Annotated in this window: 17 protein-coding genes and 1 tRNA gene; 10 read left to right on the top strand and 8 right to left on the bottom strand. The window is 72.3% G+C overall.

The window, feature by feature from the left end:
• The first annotated feature begins 111 nt into the window (after nt 1–111).
• The 6 genes from ACH4TL_RS17330 (at nt 112) to ACH4TL_RS17305 (ending at nt 5,035) form a co-directional block, all read left to right on the top strand.
• Nucleotides 112–582 carry a GNAT family N-acetyltransferase gene (locus ACH4TL_RS17330; protein ID WP_398314790.1) on the top strand — a complete coding sequence of 157 codons (471 nt, stop codon included), beginning with the start codon at nt 112–114 and terminating at the stop codon, nt 580–582.
• A gap of 104 nt (nt 583–686) precedes the next feature.
• A complete protein-coding gene (locus ACH4TL_RS17325) occupies nt 687–2,033 on the top strand; it encodes an MFS transporter (RefSeq protein ID WP_398314788.1) in 1,347 nt (448 codons plus the stop codon).
• A 39-nt stretch (nt 2,034–2,072) separates the two neighbouring features.
• On the top strand, nt 2,073–2,435 hold the full coding sequence (locus ACH4TL_RS17320) for a hypothetical protein (RefSeq protein ID WP_398314786.1): 363 nt from the start codon (nt 2,073–2,075) through the stop codon (nt 2,433–2,435).
• Between the two features lie 41 nt (nt 2,436–2,476).
• On the top strand, nt 2,477–3,259 hold the full coding sequence (locus ACH4TL_RS17315) for a DUF817 family protein (protein WP_398314784.1): 783 nt from the start codon (nt 2,477–2,479) through the stop codon (nt 3,257–3,259).
• A 7-nt stretch (nt 3,260–3,266) separates the two neighbouring features.
• Nucleotides 3,267–3,884: a LysE family translocator gene (locus ACH4TL_RS17310; RefSeq protein WP_398314782.1), complete on the top strand. Its 618-nt coding sequence runs from the start codon at nt 3,267–3,269 to the stop codon at nt 3,882–3,884.
• A gap of 170 nt (nt 3,885–4,054) precedes the next feature.
• On the top strand, nt 4,055–5,035 hold the full coding sequence (locus ACH4TL_RS17305) for a sulfotransferase family protein (RefSeq protein ID WP_398314781.1): 981 nt from the start codon (nt 4,055–4,057) through the stop codon (nt 5,033–5,035).
• A 53-nt stretch (nt 5,036–5,088) separates the two neighbouring features.
• Here the strand turns inward: ACH4TL_RS17305 and ACH4TL_RS17300 are convergent, their stop codons facing one another.
• From ACH4TL_RS17300 to ACH4TL_RS17275, 6 genes are read right to left on the bottom strand one after another with little or no spacing between them, the layout of a single operon-like run.
• Nucleotides 5,089–5,949, bottom strand: a complete 861-nt coding sequence (locus ACH4TL_RS17300) for a TauD/TfdA dioxygenase family protein (RefSeq protein WP_398314779.1) — start codon at nt 5,947–5,949, stop codon at nt 5,089–5,091.
• Between the two features lie 14 nt (nt 5,950–5,963).
• Complete coding sequence (locus ACH4TL_RS17295) at nt 5,964–7,262, bottom strand: FAD-dependent oxidoreductase (protein WP_398314777.1); 1,299 nt, start codon at nt 7,260–7,262, stop codon at nt 5,964–5,966.
• Nucleotides 7,259–8,968, bottom strand: a complete 1,710-nt coding sequence (locus ACH4TL_RS17290) for a prenyltransferase/squalene oxidase repeat-containing protein (RefSeq protein WP_398314775.1) — start codon at nt 8,966–8,968, stop codon at nt 7,259–7,261. Before ACH4TL_RS17290 ends, ACH4TL_RS17295 begins: the two co-directional genes overlap by 4 nt.
• Nucleotides 8,962–10,350 carry a UbiA family prenyltransferase gene (locus ACH4TL_RS17285; RefSeq protein WP_398314773.1) on the bottom strand — a complete coding sequence of 463 codons (1,389 nt, stop codon included), beginning with the start codon at nt 10,348–10,350 and terminating at the stop codon, nt 8,962–8,964. The genes ACH4TL_RS17290 and ACH4TL_RS17285 overlap by 7 nt, the downstream gene beginning before the upstream one ends.
• Entirely contained in the window at nt 10,347–11,372 is a 1,026-nt protein-coding gene (locus ACH4TL_RS17280) for a polyprenyl synthetase family protein (protein WP_398314771.1), read from the bottom strand. Before ACH4TL_RS17280 ends, ACH4TL_RS17285 begins: the two co-directional genes overlap by 4 nt.
• Complete coding sequence (locus tag ACH4TL_RS17275) at nt 11,369–12,478, bottom strand: aminotransferase class I/II-fold pyridoxal phosphate-dependent enzyme (protein ID WP_398314945.1); 1,110 nt, start codon at nt 12,476–12,478, stop codon at nt 11,369–11,371. The genes ACH4TL_RS17280 and ACH4TL_RS17275 overlap by 4 nt, the downstream gene beginning before the upstream one ends.
• 273 nt (nt 12,479–12,751) lie before the next feature.
• Between ACH4TL_RS17275 and ACH4TL_RS17270 the strand changes: the two genes are divergently transcribed.
• Nucleotides 12,752–13,762 (top strand): LysR family transcriptional regulator, encoded by a 1,011-nt coding sequence (locus tag ACH4TL_RS17270; protein ID WP_398314769.1) that lies wholly within the window; start codon nt 12,752–12,754, stop codon nt 13,760–13,762.
• Nucleotides 13,763–13,903: 141 nt separating this feature from the next.
• Here ACH4TL_RS17270 and ACH4TL_RS17265 read toward each other — a convergent pair whose 3' ends face one another.
• Complete coding sequence (locus tag ACH4TL_RS17265) at nt 13,904–14,311, bottom strand: ATP-binding protein (protein ID WP_398314767.1); 408 nt, start codon at nt 14,309–14,311, stop codon at nt 13,904–13,906.
• Nucleotides 14,312–14,751: 440 nt separating this feature from the next.
• On the opposite strand from ACH4TL_RS17265, the gene ACH4TL_RS17260 reads away from it, so the two are divergent.
• Both ACH4TL_RS17260 and ACH4TL_RS17255 read left to right on the top strand, forming a co-directional pair.
• The gene (locus ACH4TL_RS17260; protein ID WP_398314765.1) at nt 14,752–15,111 is read left to right on the top strand and encodes a MerR family transcriptional regulator; all 360 of its coding nucleotides are present in this window, start codon (nt 14,752–14,754) and stop codon (nt 15,109–15,111) included.
• Nucleotides 15,112–15,151: 40 nt separating this feature from the next.
• Nucleotides 15,152–15,223, top strand: a tRNA-OTHER gene (locus ACH4TL_RS17255).
• Nucleotides 15,224–15,618: 395 nt separating this feature from the next.
• Here the strand turns inward: ACH4TL_RS17255 and ACH4TL_RS17250 are convergent.
• Nucleotides 15,619–16,320: a hypothetical protein gene (locus tag ACH4TL_RS17250; protein ID WP_398314763.1), complete on the bottom strand. Its 702-nt coding sequence runs from the start codon at nt 16,318–16,320 to the stop codon at nt 15,619–15,621.
• A gap of 110 nt (nt 16,321–16,430) precedes the next feature.
• On the opposite strand from ACH4TL_RS17250, the gene hrpA reads away from it, so the two are divergent.
• On the top strand, nt 16,431–20,357 hold the full coding sequence (hrpA, locus tag ACH4TL_RS17245) for an ATP-dependent RNA helicase HrpA (protein ID WP_398314761.1): 3,927 nt from the start codon (nt 16,431–16,433) through the stop codon (nt 20,355–20,357).
• Nucleotides 20,358–20,361: the final 4 nt, after the last annotated feature.

Genomic DNA, 20,361 nt, shown 5'->3' with positions numbered 1-20,361 from the left:
GGTGCACTGCCCCTCGAGGCCCCGGAACCGGAACCCCTCACGTGTGGCGTCGTACGGGGCATGGACTACGGCATTCGGGTTCGCGGGGCCTGCGTCGGGGAGGCCGGGGCGATGGCGGACATTCACACGAGGGCGCGGTCCGCCTACTACCTGGCGGGTGGCGCGGTTGAAGAGGCGTCGGACGATCCGGCCACCTTGGCGGAGCGGGAGGCCGCTTGGGCGCGGGTGGTCTCGTCGCCCGGGCTGACCGGGCTGTGTGCCGAGGCCGGGGGCGGGGGGATTGTGGGGATTCTGGCGATGGGGGCGCCCAAGGATGCGGATGTCGAGGCGTCGCGCTACCGGCAGTTGTTCCAGATCCATGTCCATCCGGACTTCTGGGGGCGCGGGGTGGGTGGCGCCCTGCACGACGCGTTCGCCGAGCGCCTGGTGGCGGGTGGGTTCACCGGTGGGGTTCTGGAGGCGTGGGAGGCCAACGGGAGGGCGCGGGGGTTCTACGCCGGGCGGGGCTGGCGGGAGGACGGGCAGCGGCGGGGCGGGCCTCGAGGGGTGGACTATGTACGGATGCGACTGCACCTCGGGTGACGCGCGGTCGCCGTATCGGTGAGTGGAACGCCTTCGTTCCCGTCGGGGAAGCCGCGGCGAACAATCTCCGCCCAAAGGCCGGGCCGCGACATTGGAGAGTCGGCATGGCAGACGAAAAGGGCGCCCCGCGCGAGGTACGCAAGGCGGCAATCGCAAGCTTGTTCGGCAGCGCGTTGGAGTGGTACGACTTCTTCCTCTACGGCACGGCCGCCGCGCTCGTGTTCAACACCCTGTTCTTCCCCACCTTCGACCCGCTCGTGGGCACGATCGCCGCCTTCGGCACCAACGCGGTCGGCTTCCTCGCCAGGCCGCTCGGCGGCGTCATCTTCGGGCACTTCGGTGACCGGCTCGGCCGTAAGTCGATGCTGGTGATCACCCTGGTGATCATGGGCGTCGCGACGTTCCTCATCGGGCTTCTGCCCACCTACGGTGCCGTCGGGGTCTGGGCTCCGGTGCTGCTGGTCGGCTTGCGGGTCGTGCAGGGCATCGCGGTCGGCGGGGAGTGGGGCGGGGGCGTGCTGATCGTCAGCGAACACGCGCCGCGCTACCGGCGCGGCTTCTACTCGGCCTGGAGCCAGACCGGTGTGGGGCTCGGGTTCGTCCTCTCCGCGTCCGTCTTCGCGCTGGCCCAGGGGGTGACGACCAAGGAGTCGTTCCTCGCCTGGGGATGGCGGGTTCCGTTCCTGGTCGGCATCCTGCTCACCGCCGTCGGGCTGCTGATCCGGCTGCGGATCATGGAGACACCGGCGTTCCGGGAGGCGGAGGCGGAGGCGAAGCCGGAGAAGTCCGCGCCGCCGATCCTCGATGTGCTCCGTACCCACCCCAGGTCGGTGCTGATCGCCTTCGGCGCGCGGGTCGCGGAGACCGGTGCGAGCTATCTCTTCCTCACCTTCAGCCTGTCCTACGCGGCCAAGATCGGCGTGGGCAGCGGGGTGGTGCTGGCCGCGGTCGTGGTGGGGATGCTGGCCGAGTCGTTCGCGATGCCGGTGTTCGGGGCGCTATCGGACCGCGTCGGGCGCCGACCGGTGTACATCGGGGGCGCGGTCGCGGTGATCGTGTGGGCCTATCCGTTCTTCGCGATGTTCGACTCGCGCCAGCCGGTGCTGATCTTCGTGGCCATCTTCGTGGCGGTCGTGATCGGCCACGGGGCGATGATCGGCACCCAGCCCGCGTTCTTCACGGAGCTCTTCGCTAGCCGGGTGGCGTACAGCGGACTCGCCCTCGGGCACGAGCTGGCGTCGATGATCGTCGGTGGGTTCTCCCCCATCGTCGCCACCGCGCTGCTCGCCTGGGCGGGGGCGTCCTGGCCGATCGCGCTGTTCCTCATCGGCATGGGCGCGGTCACCGTGATCGCGGTGGCGGCCGCTCCCGAGACCAGCCCGAACGTGCTCAAGGGGCGCGAGGCGCGTGCGAAGGGGCAGGAGGCCGAGGCGGAGACCCAGGCCGTGTGACCGGCGGTCCGGCGGCACTCACGACGACTGTCCGTCAGTATGTCCCGCGGGGAGCGGCTCCGTCAGGAACGGCTGGACGCCTACGTCGCCTACGCGGGAGCGCTGGTCAACTACCGGCGCTGCCTGGTGCACCTGTGGTTCTGCACGCACGAACAGCCGCCCCCTGAAGGCGCCGACGAGGTGCAGAAACGGGCCTACGATCTGCGGTCCGTCGCCCAAGAGTCGCTGTTCCGGGTGCAGATGCTCACCGACGACGAGGCGCTGGGCCGGGCAGGGGAGGCGCTGCTCGCCGAGATCACGAACCTGCACAAGACGGACAGCAGGGCGGAACTCGACGAGCGCAGAAGGCGCACCCGGGACGGGGTCAGCGGCCTGGTCAGCGCCGCCAAGCGGCGCCTCTGAGGAGGCGCAACCCGGTGGCCGGCCGGGGCGTCCTTGGGGGCGTGGTCAGTGCTTTCACCCTCGTCCAGCAACTGCTGCGCTTCGCCCGGCTCCAGACGCGCAGTTGCGCGTTCGCCGTGGCGCTGCTCGCCGGGGTCGCGGCGTCCGGGGTGGTGCCGCACCTGCCCGTGGCCCGGTATGACCTGCTGCTTCTGTACGGGCTGCTGCTCACGCTGGTGTTCCGGTGGTGCGGGTGGGAGACCGGGCGGGATATGGCGATCATCGCCGTGTGCCATGTGGTCGGGCTGGCCTTCGAGCTGGTGAAGGTCTCGCTCGGGTCGTGGAGCTATCCGGAGCCCGCGCTGTTCAAGTTCGCCGGGGTGCCGCTGTACGGCGGGTTTCTGTATGCGGCGCTGGGCAGTTACATCTGCCGTGCGTGGCGGCTGCACGATCTGGAGCTGGTGCGGTACCGGCCGTGGCCCACCGCGGTGGTGGCCGCTGCCGTCTATGTGAACTTCTTCAGCCACCACTGGCTGCCCGATGTCCGCTGGGTCCTCGCCGTGCTGCTCGTGGCGGTGACCGCCGGTACGTCGGTGCGGTTCACCGTGGGGAACGTGCGCTACCGCATGCCGCTCGCGCTGTCGTTCGCGCTGATCGGCTTCTTCCTGTGGCTGGCCGAGAACATCGCCACGTACGTGGGGGCCTGGCGCTATCCGAACCAGATGCACGGCTGGCAGCCGGTCGCGGTGGACAAGTTCGGGTCCTGGGCCCTGCTGGTGAGCGTCACGGTGGTGCTGGTGGCGGCTGTGCAGCGGACCTCGTTCCGCGGAAGCAAGGTGCGATGATGCGCATATGTTCGTACAGTTTTTCGCCGCCGCCGGTGTGCTCGCCGTCCTGACCGTGGTCCCCGGGCCGGACATGGCCGTGGTGACGAAGCGGGCCGTCTCGCGCGGCTGGCGGGACGGCTTGCGGACGGCGGGCGGGATCACCGCCGGGCTGCTGGTGTGGGGCGTGCTCACCCTGGTCGGGCTGGCGGCCGTGCTGGCCGCGTCCGCCGTGGCGTACACCGTGGTCAAGCTGGCCGGAGCCGCGTATCTGGTCGTGCTCGGGGTCCAGTCGCTGCTGCGCAGCCGCCGCGGCACCCCGGAGGTGGACGAAGCGGCCGCCGCTCCGGCGGGTAACCCTTGGCGGACGGGGCTGGTCAGCAACGTCTTCAATCCCAAGATCGCCGTCTTTTACACGGGTCTGCTGCCGACGCTCGCGCCCGCCGGGATGTCCCCTCACCTGGGGATGGCGCTCCTGGTGCTGCTGCACGCGACGATCACCGCCGTCTATCTCGGCGGTTACGTCATGCTGCTGGCCAAGGCGCGCGGCTTCTTCGAACGGCCCGCCGTGCGGCGCGCCCTGGACCGGGTGACCGGTGTCGTGCTGATCGGGTTCGGCGTGAAGGTCGCCACGACGCGGTCCTGACCCCTACCAGCGGCGAGAAGGCTTCGCCCGGCTCGATCCGCCAGTGTGGGGATCGCCCTCGTAAAGGGGTGGGGGCAGGGGTACGGGCGGGACGGGTGGGTACGGGGCGCGCAGGAGTCCGGGGCTGGAAAGAGTCGGTCCCGGCGGTCCCTCAACGCTCCGGGAGAGACATGGCAGCACGGCCGTTGACCTTCGTCGTCGGAACCGGGCGGTGCGGCTCCACCGCCCTGTCGGAGGTGCTGCGTCTGCACCCCCACGTCCTCAGCCTGAGTGAGCTGATGGCCTCGCTGGAGCCGAGTGCGCTGCCCGAGGGGCCGGTGTCCGGGGAGGAGTTCTGGGAGGTGCTGGCGAGCCCGCCCGCGTTCGCCAATCGGCTCATCCGGGAGGGCTTCGGGCTGCCGGAGCACACGTATCCCGGCTCGGGCGGGCGGTTCTCGGCGGAGGGGGACGGGATTCCGGCGGTGGCGCTGACGACGCTGCCGCATCTGAGCGACGAGCCGGACGCACTGTTCGACGCGCTGCGGCCCGTGGTGTGCGGGCGGGGCCGGGGGCCGGTCGGGGAGCATTACCGGGCGCTGTTCGAGGTGCTGGCCGAGCGGTTCGGCAGTGCGGCGGTGGTGGAGCGGTCCGGGTACTCGCTGCGGATGGTGCCCCGGCTGCGGGAGGTGTTCCCGGAGGCGCGGTTCGTGCATCTGTACCGGGACGGGGCCGACTGCGCGCTGTCGATGAGCCGCCATCCCGGCTTCCGGATGATCCAGCTGATGCGGGAGGGCGGCGACGTTCCGGGCGAGCTGGCGGCGTTGATGGGGGACGAAACCGCCGAGATCAAGCCCCTGTTGACGCGTCCCCTACCGCTGGCCGCCTTCGGGCGGCTGTGGTCGGACACGGTGATCGAGGGGCTGGGGCACCTCGGCGCGCTGCCCGACGGGCTGGTGCTGCCGCTGTCGTACGAGGCGCTGCTCGACGCCCCCGACGCCGAACTCACCCGCCTCGCCGCCCACCTGGGCGTCGAGCCGCTGTCCGGGTGGCTGGCCGGGGCGCGGGTGCTGCTGGACGGCGGGCGGCGGGGCAGCGCCGAGCGGTTGCCGGAGGAGGAGCGGGCCGCGCTGCGGGAGAGCGTCGCGGCGGGGGCTCGGGCGCTGGGGGTCTGAGGGGCGCGCCCTGCTGTACGGCCCCGGGCGGGGCCGTACAGCAGGGCGCGGCGTCAGTAGCCCGCCTTGGCGTTGACCCGGCGCGGGTAGTAGCGCTCGTCGCCGCGCCGCTCGTAGTTCTTCCAGCGCGGCGCGTCCCCGGTCGGGTGGTCGCCGAGGATGGTGACCCGCTGGCCCTTGCGGTAGGCGGAGTAGTCGTTGATGGCCAGGTGCTGGGTCGCCCTGTTGTCCCACATGGCGACCGCGCCCGGCTGCCAGCGGTAGCGGCAGTTGAAGGCGGGCTGCTCGGAGTGCTCGAAGAGGAACTGGAGGACCGTGTCGCTCTCGTGCCTGCTGAGCTGCGGGATGTGGGACGACCACATGCGGGTGACGTAGAGCGAGCGGCGCCCGGTCTCCGGGTGGACCCGCACCACCGGGTGTTCGGCCGTCAGCTCGCCGACCTCGGGCGCCTTGAGGACGTGTACGGCGGTCAGCCCGTCGAGCATTTCGCGGTAGGGCTCGGACAGCGTCTCGTACGCCAGGTACTGGTTGCTCCACATCGTGTCGCCGCCGGACTCCGGACAGGTGACCAGGTGCAGGATCGAGGCGACCGGCGGGTTGGGGCTGAAGGTGACGTCGATGTGCCACTCGTCGGCCTTGCCGCCCTTGTCGGACTCGATCAGCGCCAGCTCCGGATGGCCCTCGACCTTCGGCAGGAACGGATGGACCTCGACCTCGCCGAAGCGCTTGCCGAGGGCGATGTGGGCCTCCGGGGTGAGGTGGGGCTGGTCCGGGAAGAAGATCACCAGGTAGCGCAGCAGGAGTTCACGGATGCGTTCGAAGTCGGCGTCGCCGATGTCCGTCAGGTCCATCCCGAAGATCTCCGCGCCGAGGGCGCCGGACACCGGGCGTACGACTGCTTCCTGTTTCCGCATGAAACACGGTCCTTTCAGGTCTGGGGAACGCGGTGGGCGCGGGGGTCGGGCAGGACGCCGAGCTGGTGGAGGCGGTCCAGGAACGTCAGCGGCCGGGGGCCCAGGCCGGACATGTTGTACGTGACGGTGTGCAGCAGCCGGGGATTGCGCCCGGTGAAGCGGACCGCCCGCCGCCCGATGATCCGGCCGCGCCAGGTCAGGTCGGTGACCATGCGGGCCGCGTTGTCGCTGGTGGTGGCGGACTGGGCGAGGAGCGGCCGCCGTTCCGCCTGGTAGGCGCGGAGGGCGGCGTCCACGGTGGTGGCCGACAGGGCGCTGTCAGCGCCGTCCAGGTGCTCGGCCAGCCGGTCCGCCAGGGAGGCCGCGCAGGTGATCGCGGTGTTCATGCCCTGCGCGGCCATCGGGTGGACGGCGTACGCGGACTCGCCGACGAAGGCCATCCCGGGGACGGCCAGCCGGGGCGAGAGGAACCGGGACACCGGGAGCGTCTGTCTGCTGTCGAGGGCCGCCAGCAGCGGCCCGGACAGGGGTTCCAGCGCGGGCACCTCCGCCACCACGCCCTCGGCCCAGGCGGCCAGGGCCGACCGGTCGCGGGCGCCGCGCAGTTCGTCGGGCGCGGTCTGTACGTACAGCCGCACCCGGTCGCCGGGCAGCGCGTACACCAGCCGCAGCCCGCGTGGACTGAGGTACGCCGAGAAGTCGTCCGGGCGGGGCGCGCCCGCGAGGTCGAACGACGCCAGGCGGTGCGGGTAGTCCACGCGCCTGGCGTCGATGCCCGCGGCGCGGCGCAGCCGGGACGAGACGCCGTCCGCGGCGACGGTCAGCGGCGCGCGGACCTCGTACCGCCGTCCGCCCTCGGTGACCGCCACGCCGCCGACCCGGCCCGAGCCGTCGCGCAGGGCCTCCTCGGCCAGGGCGCCCCGGCGCACCTCCACGGCCGGGCCGAGGCTTTCGGCCAGCGCGTCGAGGATGGCCAGGTGGTCGTGGGCGAGCAGCCATCGGTCGCCCTCGGGGAGCCGCCCGTAGTCCAGCGCCATCAGCGGCGTCCCGGCCGGGTCCCGGACCGCCAGGCGGCCGAGCCGCACCCCGGCCCGCTGCTCCAGGAGCCGTTCGGTCCCCCAGCGGCGGAGCACGCGCAGCGCGCCGGGCTGGAGCACCTCGCCCTTGGCGACCGGGCGGGGCCTGGGCTGCTTGTCGAGGACGAGGACGCGCAGGCCCAGCGCGCCGAGGGCGCGGGCGGAGGCGAGCCCTCCGGCGCCCGCGCCGCATACGACGGCGTCGTACGTGTCGTACGGGGTGCTCTGCTCGCTCATACGGAGCCCCCCGGGGACGTGGTGGCCGTCCGCAGCCTGGCCAGGGCGCGGAGCGCGAGCCCTGAGGCGATCGTGTCGTCGGAGTAGCGGTAGCAGAAGCGGATGTACTCGTTCACCGGCGATCCGGCCCAGCCGCCGTCCGGCCGCTGGGCGTCGGTGAGATGGCGCGCGGCGGCGGTCACGGGCCGCGACCCGGGGTCGTGGCCCGCGGCGAGCAGCGCGTACAGCGCCCACGCCGTGTCCTCCACGGTGCCCGGCGTGGCACCGTCCTCGCCCGCGGACGCGCCGCCCCAGGAGCCGTCGTCGTGTTGGGTGCGCAGCAGCCAGGCGGCCGCGCGGACGGCCGCCGGATGTCGTGCACCCACCGTGCGGCACAGGGTTTCCAGCACCACCGACGTGCCCGCCGTGCGGCCGCGGTACCACAGGGCCTCGTACGAACCGTCCGCGCGCTGCTGCGAAACGAGCCAGCGCACGGCACGCACCACGCGCCGGTCGCAGGTGCCCGCGCCGTGGTCCAGCAGGACGCGGACCGCCTTGGCCGTCATGTGCGGGCAGGGCCCGAACCCGCCCGGCTTGCTGTTCCGCACGGCCAGGCTCCACGAGCCCGCGGAGTCCTGCATCCGGGTCAGCCAGTCGATGCCGCGCCGTACGTGGAGGTCGTCACCGCCGCCGGGGAGGCGCAGCAGCACCGAGCTGATCTCGGCGGTCTCCAGAGCCATGGGCCAGCTGTCCGCGCTGGAGAAGCCCCAGTAGCCGGGCGGGCAGGCGAGGGCGGCGAACGGGGTGTTCTGCTGGCGCTCGTGGAACATCACGCGGGTCGTCCTCAGCCGGGGGTCCTCCGCGTACCCCGCCTCCAGGAGCGCGCCGGCGGCGAAGCTCGACCAGGTGACGTCCAGCGGCATCAGCTCCCACCCGCCGTCCGCGTCGGCCGCCGACCGCAGCCAGGCGGCGGCGTTGCGCGCGATGTCGGGGGCGAGGCCGGAGCGGGTGGTTCCGACGCAGATGAGGCCGGTCAGCCACGGGTCGGTGCTGAACGATCCGCTCGCGCCCTCCCGTTCGTACGCCTCCCGGACGACGCCCAGCGCGGCGGGCCGGGCCAGCGCGTTGAGCCGCCGCCGCACCAGCCCCTGGGTGCGGCGGCGCACGGTGGCCTGGCCGAGCGCCATGCTCGCGAGGATCGGCATCCGCAGGCTGAGCAGCCGTCGCGCGGGCCCGCGCAGCAGCAGCAACTCCAGCGGAAGGCGCGGCAGCGCCGCCTCGTCCAGCCGCCCCGCGAGCGCGCCGAACTGCCGGACCAGCCCCGCCATCACCGGTTCCGGCAGCGCCTCCGGGCCGCCCAGCCGCGCCAGCCGCTGCCGCCCGGCGCGTACGGCGTGCGCGGCGTGGCGCGGGGCGACCAGGTCGAGCGCGTCGGTGACGACGGCGGTGGTCAGCACCTCGTCGGGCACCCCGGGCATGGCCCACCCGCCGCTGTCGCGCTGGGCCTTGACGAGCCGTTCGACGCCGCGGGTGAGGAGCGGGTCGTCGTGGTCGGCGAGGTGCAGGGCGATGAGGGCGAGGGCGGTGTTCGCCGGGGAGAACCGGTTCTCCGCCGGGTCTGGGGCGAACACCCCGTCCGTGCGCCGCCGGGCGAAGAGCGCCTCGGCCCCGGCGCTGACGGCGGCGTCGATCCGGCCGGTCGAGGGTGTCGAGGAGGGGGTCACCATGGGCTCGGACGGTCCTTCCGTAGTACGGCGCGAAGGGGTTGCGGCGGCGGATCGTCGGCGGCGGCGGAACGCTCCCGCGGCCTGGGACCCCCGGCGGCCCCGGCAGCTCCGGCAGAGGGCGCGGGCCCCGGGCGCGGGGGCGGGGGCGCGTGCCGGTCGGGGTGCGGCTCCGCGCGCGGGGGAGGTTCCGGGTGCCGGTCGGGGTGCCGCGCCGCGCGCTGGTCCGGGCCCCCGCCCGAGCGCCGGTCCTGGCGCGGGGGCGGCTGCGCGTGCGGGTCGGCGTGCGGCTCCGCGCGCTGGTCCGGACCCGGGGCCACACGCCGCAACGGGCCCGGCTCCGGGGGTCGTCCCACGCGCGGGACCGTGGTCGGGGCCCGGTCCGGAAGGGGGTGCGCGGTCGGCTCCGCGCCCTCCGGGGGGAATTCGTGGCGGGCGCGCATCCGGCGCTGGGTCAGGACGCTGAGGGCGAGCAGCGGGGTGAGCAGGGTCAGGGCCGGGGTCGGGCCCCAGCCGCCGGACAGCACCGCGCCCGCCAGGATCAGGCGTTCGGCGACCAGGATCTCGTGGGCCCGTAACGCGCGTACGGGGGTCAGCGGGGCCGCGCCGCGCAGCAGCGGGGCGAAGGCGCCGACGCCGCAGGCCGCCGCGGCGAGCAGGAGCGCGGCGAAGGCGGTCCGGCCGCCGGGGGCGGTGAGCGGGACGCAGACCGCGGCGGTGACGATCGCGGCCGCGTACAGCAGGGCGGCCGTGCGCGCCGCGTAGCGGACGCCGCGGAGGACGGGGAGCGTGCGGTAGCCGCCGCCGCGGTCGCCTTCGACGTCGCGGAGGGTGCCGACCAGGTTGGACGCCGTGTCGTGGGCCCAGAAGGCGAGGGCGGCCAGCAGGACGGCGGGCCATCTCGGCTCCGTTCCGGCGGTCAGCGCGCCGAAGACGACGGTGAGGGCCGTCAGCGCGCCGCGCACCGCGTTGCCGGAAAGCCCGCGGCCCTTGAACACCTTGCTGTACGCGACGATGCCCGCCATGCCCGCCGCGACGAGCAGCAGCGCGGTCCACGCGGCCAGCGCGGTGACGACGGCGGCGGCGAGGGCGCACAGGACGCCGGAGGCCACCGCCGCGCGGGGGCTCAGCCGCCCCGAGGGGATGGGGCGCTGGGGCTTGGCCGTGGCGTCGAGGTCGCGGTCGAAGTAGTCGCCGAGGTAGTGCCCGGCGATCCAGCTCAGGGTGGGCGCGGCCCAGGCGGCCCACAGGTGTGCCGCCGAGGGGGAGCCGTCGGCCAGTGCGGCACCGGCCAGGCCGACCAGGCCGGGGTAGGACAGGGTGTACGGCCGCCAGGTCTGGAGGTGCGCCCCGCAGCCGGTGGCGAGCGCCCCGGACACGGTCACCGCTCCCGGTCGGCGGAGAAGTCCGCGATGGCGGCGAGCACCGCGGAGCCCTCGGTCGGCGGGAGTTCCGCGAGGCGGTCCTTGGCGTGGGCGACCTCCGCGCGGGTGCGTGTCCGCGCGGCCCGCAGCGCGCCGGTGGCGTCCAGGACGCGGCGTACGGCGGCGTAGGCGTCGGCCGCGGGCAGCGTGCCGCCCAGCGCGGTCCGCAGGGTCTCGCGCTGCGCGGCGTCGGCGCGCTCGTACGCCAGGAGGACGGGGAAGGTGGGGCGTCCGTTGGCGGTGTCGCTCAAGCCGGACTTGCCGGTGGCCGCCGCCTCGCTGGTGTACGGCAGCAGGTCGTCGTGCATCTGGAAGGCGAGCCCGAGGTGTTCGGCGTAGCCGGTGAGGGCGTCCTGCGCGGCGGCGTCGCCACCGCCGAGGAGGGCCCCGGCGTGGCAGGCGCCGCGGAAGAGGGCGCCGGTCTTGAGCGAGATCATCGTGAGGTAGGGGTCGAGCCCGCACCGCACGTCCCCGCACAGCTCGGTTTCCATCGACTGGCCCCGGCACAGGTCGACCCCGGCGCGGGCCAGGACCCGTACGGCCTCCAGCAGCCGGTCGGCGGGCAGGCCGTGGTCGGCGCATTCGGCGACGGCGGCGAACATGCCCATGATCAGGGCGTCGCCGGTGACGACGGCGTCCGCGACGCCGTACCGCGCCACGACCGTGGGCCGGCCGCGGCGCAGCGCGTCGCCGTCGATGACGTCGTCGTGGACCAGCGACCCGGCGTGCAGGTACTCCACGCCGAGGGCGGCGGGCAGGCTCTCCTCGTAGCCGCCGCCGACGGCCCTGGCGGACTCCACGAGCAGCAGCGGGCGCAGCAGTTTGCCCGCGGGCAGCACGGCGTAGCGGGATATGCGGTGGACGCGTTCGCCGCCGGACGGCCAGCGGGATTCGAGGTCGCGCAGCAGCCGGGCGAGGGTGGGGTGGGCGGCGGAGAGCGGATGGGCCGGGGCGGTCACGGTGGTGTGCGGGGCGGCGCTCACGGCGCCTCCTCACCGGAGCGGGCCGCCCCTCCGCCGCCGTGGTCCGCGGGGCCGGTGGGCCCTTCCGCCTCGTGGGACGTCTCGTGCGACGTCTCGCGCGCCTTCGCTGCCAGCAGCGCGAACGCGTCGTTGGCCGCGGGCTCGGCGATGGTCACGCGCACGCCCTCGCCCGGCTTTCCGCACACCAGCACGCCGTGGTCCGCGCAGAACTGGGTGAAGCGCTCGACCCCGGACTCCATCGGCAGCCACAGGAAGTTGGCCTGGCTGGGCGTCACCTGCCAGCCCTGTTCGGTGAGGACGCCGTACAGCCGCTCCCGCTCACGGGCGGTCTCCTCGCACTGGCGGCGGATCGCGGCGGTCTCGGCGAGCGCCGCGACGGCCGCGGCCTGGGCGGCCGCGCTCACCCGGTAGAAGGTCAGGGCGCCGCGCAGCGGCGCGAGGGTGCGCTCGTGCCCCACGAGGTAGCCGACGCGCAGGCTGAGCAGGCCGTACGACTTGGAGAAGGTGCGCACCACGCACACCCGCTCGTCCTCCTCGTACAGCGCGATGCCGTGGCCGACGGCGGCGGCGTCCGGGTCGGCGAAGTCGATGTACGCCTCGTCGAGCACCACGGTGACATGGGAGGGCAGCAGGCCGAGGAAGCGCCGCAGCGCGGCCTCGCCGACGGCGGTGCCGGTGGGGTTGTTGGGGTTGCAGACGATGACCAGGCGCGTGTCGTCGGTGACGGAGGCCGCCATCGTCTCCAGGTCGTGGGTCTCGTCCCGCAGCGGCACCCGCACGGTGGTGGAGGCGGCGTTGGCCGCCATCATCGGGTACGCCTCCCAGGACGGCCAGGCGTGCACGGTGTGGGTGTCGGGGCCGGTGAAGCCGGAGAACAGCAGCTGGAGCAGCGCGCCGGAGCCGGGTCCGACGACGACGTCCTCCGGCGGCACCCCCAGGTGTTCGGCGATGGTCCGCGACAGCCCGAACCCCAGCGCGTCGAGGGTGCGGTGCGCTTCGGTGGCGGTCTCCGACACGGCCCGCACGACGGAGGGCAGGGGCGGGTGGAAGGTCTCGTTCAGCGACATCTGATGCTGTACGGCGCCCTGTGCGAGCACCGGTTGCATTCTGTTCCAGCCGTCTTTGTCAGACATGTTCCATTCCAATCCGCGGAAAATTCTAGGGAAATCCCGCAAGGTTTGGATCGGCAGCGCACCGAATGGTGGGGGTGTGGTCGGTGGTGGAGGCGGCGGCGAATACGAAAATCAGCTCGGCAGGCCCAGCGAACCCGGTTGACCAGCGGCCGTCACGGGGCCGCTCCCCTGAGTGTGGGGGGCGCCGGGACGGTACGTCCAATAAGGATCTTCCCGGCATCCATAAACACCTTTTACAGTGTTCATGTGCTCGACATCCATCAGTTAGCGGTCATAGCAGGCGTGGCGCGCGCGGGTTCCTACACCGCCGCCGCCGAATTACTGGGTTACACCCAGCCCGCCGTCAGCTACCGCATGCGCTCACTGGAACGCACCATCGGCGTCCAGCTCGCGGTCCGGTCGGGGCGCGGGGTGCGGCTCACCCCGGCGGGCCACCGGCTGGCCCAGCACGCCGAGGCGGTGCTGTCCGCGCTGGGGGCCGTCGAGGACGAGTTCCGTACGTACGCCGCCCACGCGCGCGGCATGGTGCGGGTGGCCGCGATCCACAGCGCCTGCGCCTCGCTGCTGCCCGGCGCGGTGGCCCGGCTGCGGTCCGCCCGGCCCGATGTGCAGATCGTGCTGGAGCGGGCCACCTCCCCGGACGCGTACCGCGCGCTCCAGGACGGGACGACCGACCTGGCCGTGGTCAGCGTCCGCGACGACGCCCGCCCGGACGAACCCTCCGCAGAGACCGGGGCAGACACCGGGGCCGACCCCGAGGCCGAGGTGGTGGACCTGCCGCTGATCAGCGATCCGCGCTGTGTGCTGCTCCCGGCCGACCACCCGCTGGCCGGTCTGCGGACGATCCCGCTCAGCGCGCTGGCCGAGGAGTCCTGGGTGCTGGACGAGGACCGCGACGAGTTCACCGCCGCCTGCGCCCGCGCGGGCTTCGAGCCGCGTACCGTCGCCCTCACCAACGACCCGGCAACCGCCCACGATCTGGTCGCCCACGGCGTGGGCGCGGCCGTCGCCGAGGGCCTGGCCCTGGCGCCGCGGCCCGACCCGCGGGTGGTGGCCCGCCCGCTCCGCGGCTGGCCACCGCGCCATGTGCACGCCCTGCTGCGGGCGGAGGCGCCGCGGCCCCCGGCGGTGGAGGCGCTGCTCACGGCCCTGCGGGAGGCGGTGGAGGATCATCGCGCGGCGGACGGCGCGGGATGGGGTAGAGTAGATCTTGCAACGCCGCCCCGAGGGGCGGAAGTTGATGCGTCGGTCGTCTAAGGCAAGATACTCGTCTCCAAACGAGGGATGTAGGTGCAAGGCCTGCTCGGCGCTCCATGAAAGATCCCTCTCCTGATGCCAGGGGAGGGATTTTTTGCGTGCGCACGCAAGTGCCGCGCCCGGCCAGCGGGCTCAGAGCGCTCAGCGGGCGAGGCTCGCGTAGATCGTCTTGCCGCTGCCGCGGGTGATCGTCACCTCCCGGGCCAGTCGGCGGATCATGTGCCACCCGAAGCCGCCGGTGCCGGTCATCAGGTCGGGCGGGCGGGCCCGGGGCGCCGCCGGATTGGGGTCGCTGACGGCGACGGTCACCGTGTCGGGCCCGGCGGAGAGTTCGAGGGTGTACCGGCCGCCCCCGTGACGCAGCGCGTTGGTGGCGAGCTCGGACACCACCAGCAGGATCGCGTCGACCACGTCCGAGTGCGGGGCCGGGGTGAGGCCCTTGGCGAAGGCCCGGGTGGCGGCACGCGCGCGATGAATGCCGCCAGGACTGTCGCCCCGCACCACGGTGGAGGCCGTGGGCCGAGCGTTGGCGATCTTCGTGCCGTTCATGGACGTACACCCCTGGTCGGATCGGATATGCCGCTTGCAGGGGCTCTTGTGCCCGCTGTTCCGCTTCGCACGCTTGACTGTCTCGCGGGCGCCAGGTCTTCGATCTTCCGAGTCGGAGAAAATCTGTCGTGATGACTGTAGACATCGGCGGCTCACCGGAGTTAGATTCCCAGTCGTAGTCACGGCGCCGGAAACGGCGCGGCAGCACGACGATCAAGGAGGCGGACACCATCAGGATCGCCCGGGCGAAGAGTTGAGTCCGCTCGGGTACCGCACGCCCCGGAAGGGAAGGTGGTCCCCGGTCAGATATCCGCGATCCCCGCACACCTGTCGTCTCAGACGGGTACGCGGAAAATGGTGTTGAACCCCTCGGGGCCCTGGAGCCGATGCGGCGCCAGGGCCCCTCGACGCGCGACCGACGACATGAAGACGAGGTGTCAATGGCCGAAGACAGGCAGCACAGCCGGCTCGACGATGACGACTACCCCGCGTACACCATGGGCCGTGCCGCCGACCTTCTCGGCACCACCCCGGCCTTTCTGCGGGCCATCGGCGAAGCCGGTCTGGTCGCTCCGCTGCGCTCGAAGGGCGGCCACCGCCGCTACTCCCGGCATCAGCTGCGCATCGCCGCCCGCGCGCGCGAGCTGGTCGACCAGGGCACTCCGGTCGACGCCGCGTGCCGCATCGTCGCCTTGGAGGACCAGCTCGACGAGACCCGGCGCCTCAACGACGAGCTGCGCCGCGATGTCACGGAGCCCCGGCGCGACGGGGATTGTGCGGCGGGCCCCCGGATGGGCTAATGTAGATCTTGCAACGCCGCCCCGAGGGGCGGAAGTTGATGCGTCGGTCGTCTAAGGCAAGATACTCGTCTCCAAACGAGGGATGTAGGTGCAAGGCCTGCTCGGCGCTCCATGAAAGATCCCCTCCTGGTTCCAGGAGGGGATCTTTGCGTCTGTGCGCGCAAGGGACTCACGAAGCCGGGGTCGCCCTCCCCGGCCAGCCGCCCGGATGGCGGTGGCGCCAGGTCCAGAAGACCACGACGGAGACGAGGGGTTGCCGAGCAGGACCATCAGCCCCCACGCGGGTCAGCCCCCAAGTGAGGGCTGACCGCCCAACGTCCGAACGGGACGTTGAACATGGAGAAGACCATCCCCGAGTTGAACCCTCCCCCAGCTGAAGCAGGGGGATTCCTGGCTCAGGAAGCCCCGCAGGTCAGCGACCTGAAAGGTCTCACTCCCCCAGCACCAGCCGGGACGGAACCTGCCCGGTTGCCCGAAAGCATTGAGCTGCACTGGCTTGGTTCTCGCTCAGCGCGATGTGCGCGCTTGGTTCTCGCAACGCACGACACGCAGCTCACTCGATCGCGTGGGCGATTTTTCCCCTAGAGGGGAAATACCATTCCTTGCCCTGCTCCGCGGGATTCGATCCCTTCCCCGCCTGAAGGTGTGGGCACCCTCGAAGGAGACCAGGCAGAAGACCGCGAGCCCCCGGGGGTCGCCCGGCTGGAGCGGCTTCAGGTCCGTCACGGCGACGGGCACGCCCACCGCCCGGCCCACCTTCGTACCGGCCGAGGCCAGCACCTGGGCGACGCTGGCGCCCGCGGCGGAGGACAGGCCCAGCCCGACGCGGCGGACGCGCATCCGCAGGATGCCGAAGGCCTGCTGCTCCTCGACGGCCCAGCGGGCGCGGCCGTCACCGGGCTCGGGATGCAGCCGCAGCGAGGCGTTCAGGGCCTTCTCCATCCCGGCGACGAAGCGCGGCGGCGGGGCGGTTCCATGGTGGGTGCGCACGACGGCGACGGGGATCTGGCGCGGGGTGGGGTTCGCGAAGGCGAAGGTGTACGAGCCCGCGAAGAGCCCCGCGCCCGCCGAGATGATCAGCACGATGACCGTGGCCGGGAGGAACGGGCTGTGCGTGAACCGGGCCCACGGGGAGGCGTCGTCCGCCCCGCCGTCGTCCGCCCCGCCGTCATCCGGCCCGTCGCGATCCGCCCTGTCGTCATCCGCCATGCGCTCACGCTAGAACGGACAAACCCGGCATCCGCCACGACGTGGCCCGGACAACACCCGGCGGAAATGGTTCGCCAGTCGTTTTGCGGAGGTGAGATCCTGGGATCCGTATGTCCACGACTCCTGCCCCCGCCCTGTCCGCCCTTCTGGAGCGGCTGCCCGAGCTGATGCTGCGCGACCAGCAGCGGCTGGGGCGCCGGCTCGACGGCGCCCGCCGGATCCGCAAGCCCGAGGCCCGCGCGGCCGTGCTCGGCGAGATCGCCGACGACATCGAACGGGCGGAAGCGCGGGTCGAGAGCCGCCGCGCCGCCATGCCGGATGTCACCTATCCGGAAGAGCTGCCGGTCAGCCAGAAGAAGGACGACATCCTCGCGGCCGTCCGCGATCACCAAGTGGTGATCGTCGCGGGCGAGACCGGCTCCGGGAAGACGACGCAGATCCCCAAGATCTGCATGGAGCTGGGCCGGGGCGTCAAGGGACTGATCGGCCACACCCAGCCCCGCCGGATCGCCGCCCGCACGGTCGCCGAGCGCATCGCGGACGAGATCGGGACGCCGCTCGGCGAGTCGGTCGGCTGGAAGGTCCGCTTCACCGACCAGGTGAGCCCGGACACCCACGTCAAGCTGATGACGGACGGCATCCTGCTGGCCGAGATCCAGACCGACCGCGAGCTGCGCCAGTACGACACGATCATCATCGACGAGGCCCATGAGCGCAGCCTCAACATCGACTTCCTGCTCGGCTACCTCGCCCAGCTGCTTCCCCGCCGCCCCGACCTCAAGGTCGTGATCACCTCAGCGACCATCGACCCGGAGCGCTTCTCCCGCCACTTCGGGGACGCGCCGATCGTCGAGGTCAGCGGGCGTACGTATCCGGTCGAGGTGCGCTACCGGCCGCTGCTGGAGGAGGGCGGCGAGGACAGCGACCGGGACCAGATCACCGCGATCTGCGACGCGGTGGACGAGCTCCAGGCCGAGGGGCCCGGCGACATCCTGGTCTTCCTCTCCGGGGAGCGGGAGATCCGGGACACGGCCGACGCGCTGACCAAGAAGCAGCTGAAGTCCACCGAGGTGCTGCCGCTGTACGCGCGGCTGTCGCACGCCGAGCAGCACCGGGTCTTCCAGAGACACAGCGGCCGCCGGATCGTGCTCGCCACGAACGTCGCGGAGACCTCGCTGACCGTCCCCGGCATCCGGTACGTGATCGACCCGGGCACGGCCAGGATCTCCCGCTACAGCCATCGCACCAAGGTCCAGCGGCTGCCCATCGAGCCGGTCTCGCAGGCCAGCGCCAACCAGCGCAAGGGCCGCTGCGGCCGGACCAGCGACGGCATCTGCGTCCGGCTGTACTCCGAGGACGACTTCCTCACCCGCCCGGAGTTCACGGACGCCGAGATCCTCCGTACCAACCTGGCCTCCGTCATCCTCCAGATGACCGCGGCGGGGCTCGGCGACATCGAGAAGTTCCCGTTCATCGACCCGCCGGACCGGCGCAACATCAAGGACGGCGTCCAGCTCCTGGAGGAGCTGCACGCGCTGGACGGCAAGCAGAAGGACCCGCGCAAGCGGCTCACCCAGACCGGCCGGAAGCTGGCCCAGCTGCCGGTGGACCCGCGGCTGGCCCGGATGGTGCTGGAGGCGGACCGGAACGGATGCGTCCGCGAGGTCATGGTGATCGCGGCGGCTCTGTCCATCCAGGACCCGCGCGAACGCCCCTCCGACAAGCAGCAGCAGGCGGATCAGCAGCACGCCCGGTTCAAGGACGAGTCGAGCGACTTCCTGGCCTTCCTCAACCTGTGGAAGTACATCCGGGAGCGGCAGAAGGAGCTGTCCTCCTCCGCGTTCCGCCGCATGTGCCGCAATGAGTACCTGAACTACCTGCGCATACGCGAGTGGCAGGACATCTACAGCCAGCTGCGCACGGTCGCCAAGACCATGGACATCCAGCTGTCCGAGCAGGACGCGGCGCCGGACCACGTGCATCAGTCGCTGCTGTCCGGGCTGCTGTCCCATGTGGGGCTGAAGGACACCGAGAAGAACGAGTACGTGGGCGCGCGCAGCGCCAAGTTCGCCGTCTTCCCCGGTTCCGCCCTGTTCAAGAAGCCGCCGCGCTGGGTGATGTCGGCGGAGCTGGTCGAGACGTCCCGGCTGTGGGCGCGGGTCAACGCGAAGATCGAGCCCGAGTGGATCGAGCCGCTGGCCCAGCACCTGGTCAAACGCACCTACAGCGAACCGCACTGGGAGCAGAAGCAGGCGGCGGTCATGGCGTACGAGCGGGTCACGCTCTACGGCGTCCCGATCGTCGCCCAGCGGAAGGTCAACTACGGCCGGATCGACCCGGAGACCAGTCGCGACCTGTTCATCCGGAACGCCCTGGTCGAGGGCGACTGGCGCACCCACCACCAGTTCTTCCACGACAACCGGAAGCTGCTGGGCGAGGTGGAGGAGCTGGAGCACCGCGCCCGGCGCCGCGACATCCTGGTGGACGACGAGACGCTGTTCGACTTCTACGACCAGCGGATCCCGGAGCACGTGGTGTCGGGGGCGCACTTCGACTCCTGGTGGAAGCACAAGCGCCGTGACGAGGCCGAACTTCTCAACTTCGAGAAGTCGATGCTCATCAACGAGCGGGCGCAGGGCGTCTCCAAGGACGCCTATCCGGACTCCTGGCGCCAGGGGAAGCTCAAGTTCAGGGTGACGTACCAGTTCGAGCCGGGGGCGGACGCGGACGGCGTGACCGTCCACGTCCCGCTCCAGGTGCTCAACCAGGTCACCCCGGACGGCTTCGACTGGCAGATCCCGGGGCTGCGCGAGGACCTGGTCACCGAGCTGATCCGGTCGCTGCCCAAGCCGGTGCGCCGCCACTACGTGCCCGCGCCGAACTACGCCAAGCGCTTCCTGGACGCCACCATGCCGCTCCAGGAGCCGCTGACGGCGGCGCTGGGCCGGGAGCTGCACCGGATGGTGGGGGTCCGGATCGAGCCGGAGGACTGGGAACCGGCCAAGGTCCCCGACCATCTGAAGATCACCTTCCGGGTGGTCGACGAGCGGCGACGCAAGCTGGCCGAGGACAAGGACCTGGAGGCGCTCAAACAGCGGCTGAAGCCGAAGACCCGGGCCGCGATCTCCAAGGCGTTCGAGTCCTCGAAGGAGGCCGTCGGCATCGAGCAGCGCGGCGGGCTCACCTCGTGGACGGTCGGCACGCTGCCGCGTACCTTCGAGACCCGCCGCGGCGGCCAGCCGGTCAAGGCGTATCCCGCGCTGGTGGACGAGGGCGCGTCGGTGGCGCTGCGGCTCTTCGACACCGAACCCGAGCAGCGGCAGGCGATGTGGCGGGGCACCCGGCGGCTGATCCTGCTCCAGCTGCCGTCCAACCCGGCGAAGTTCGCGCAGGGGAAGCTGTCCAACCAGGCCAAGCTGGCGCTCTCCAGCAGCCCCCACGGCAACATCACGGCGCTCTTCGAGGACTGTGTGTCCGCGGCCGCCGACCGGCTCATCGCGGCCCACGGCGGCCCGGTGTGGGACGAGGAATCGTTCCGCAAGCTCTTCGACGCGGTGCGGGCCGACATCGCGGACGTCACGCTGGACACCGTCCGGAAGGTCCAGGAGGTGCTGGCGGCCTGGCAGGCGTGCGAGCGGCGGCTGAAGGGCATCAAGAGCCCGGTGCTGCTGCCGTCCCTCACGGATGTCAGGGAACAGCTCTCTGAGCTGATGACGCCGGGCTTCGTGACCGCGCACGGCGTACGCCGCCTCCCGGACCTCATGCGCTACCTGGTGGCCGTCGACCGCCGCCTCCAGCAGCTCCCCACCCACGCCGAGCGGGACCGCACCCGGATGGCGAAGGTCAAGGAGATGCGGGACGAGTACGCCTGGCTGCTGGAGCAGTTCCCGGCGGGCCGCCCGGTGCCACCGGAGGCGCTGGAGATCCGCTGGATGATCGAGGAGCTGCGGGTCAGCTACTTCGCGCACGCGCTCGGCACGGCCTATCCGGTCTCCGACAAGCGCATCGTGAAGGCCATCGACGCGGTCGCTCCGTAGCTCT

Source organism: Streptomyces sp. NPDC021115, assembly GCF_044333065.1.
Classification (GTDB): Bacteria; Actinomycetota; Actinomycetes; order Streptomycetales; family Streptomycetaceae; genus Streptomyces.
Note: the sequence above shows the minus strand (reverse complement) of the source record. Positions and strands in the feature narration are given on the sequence as shown.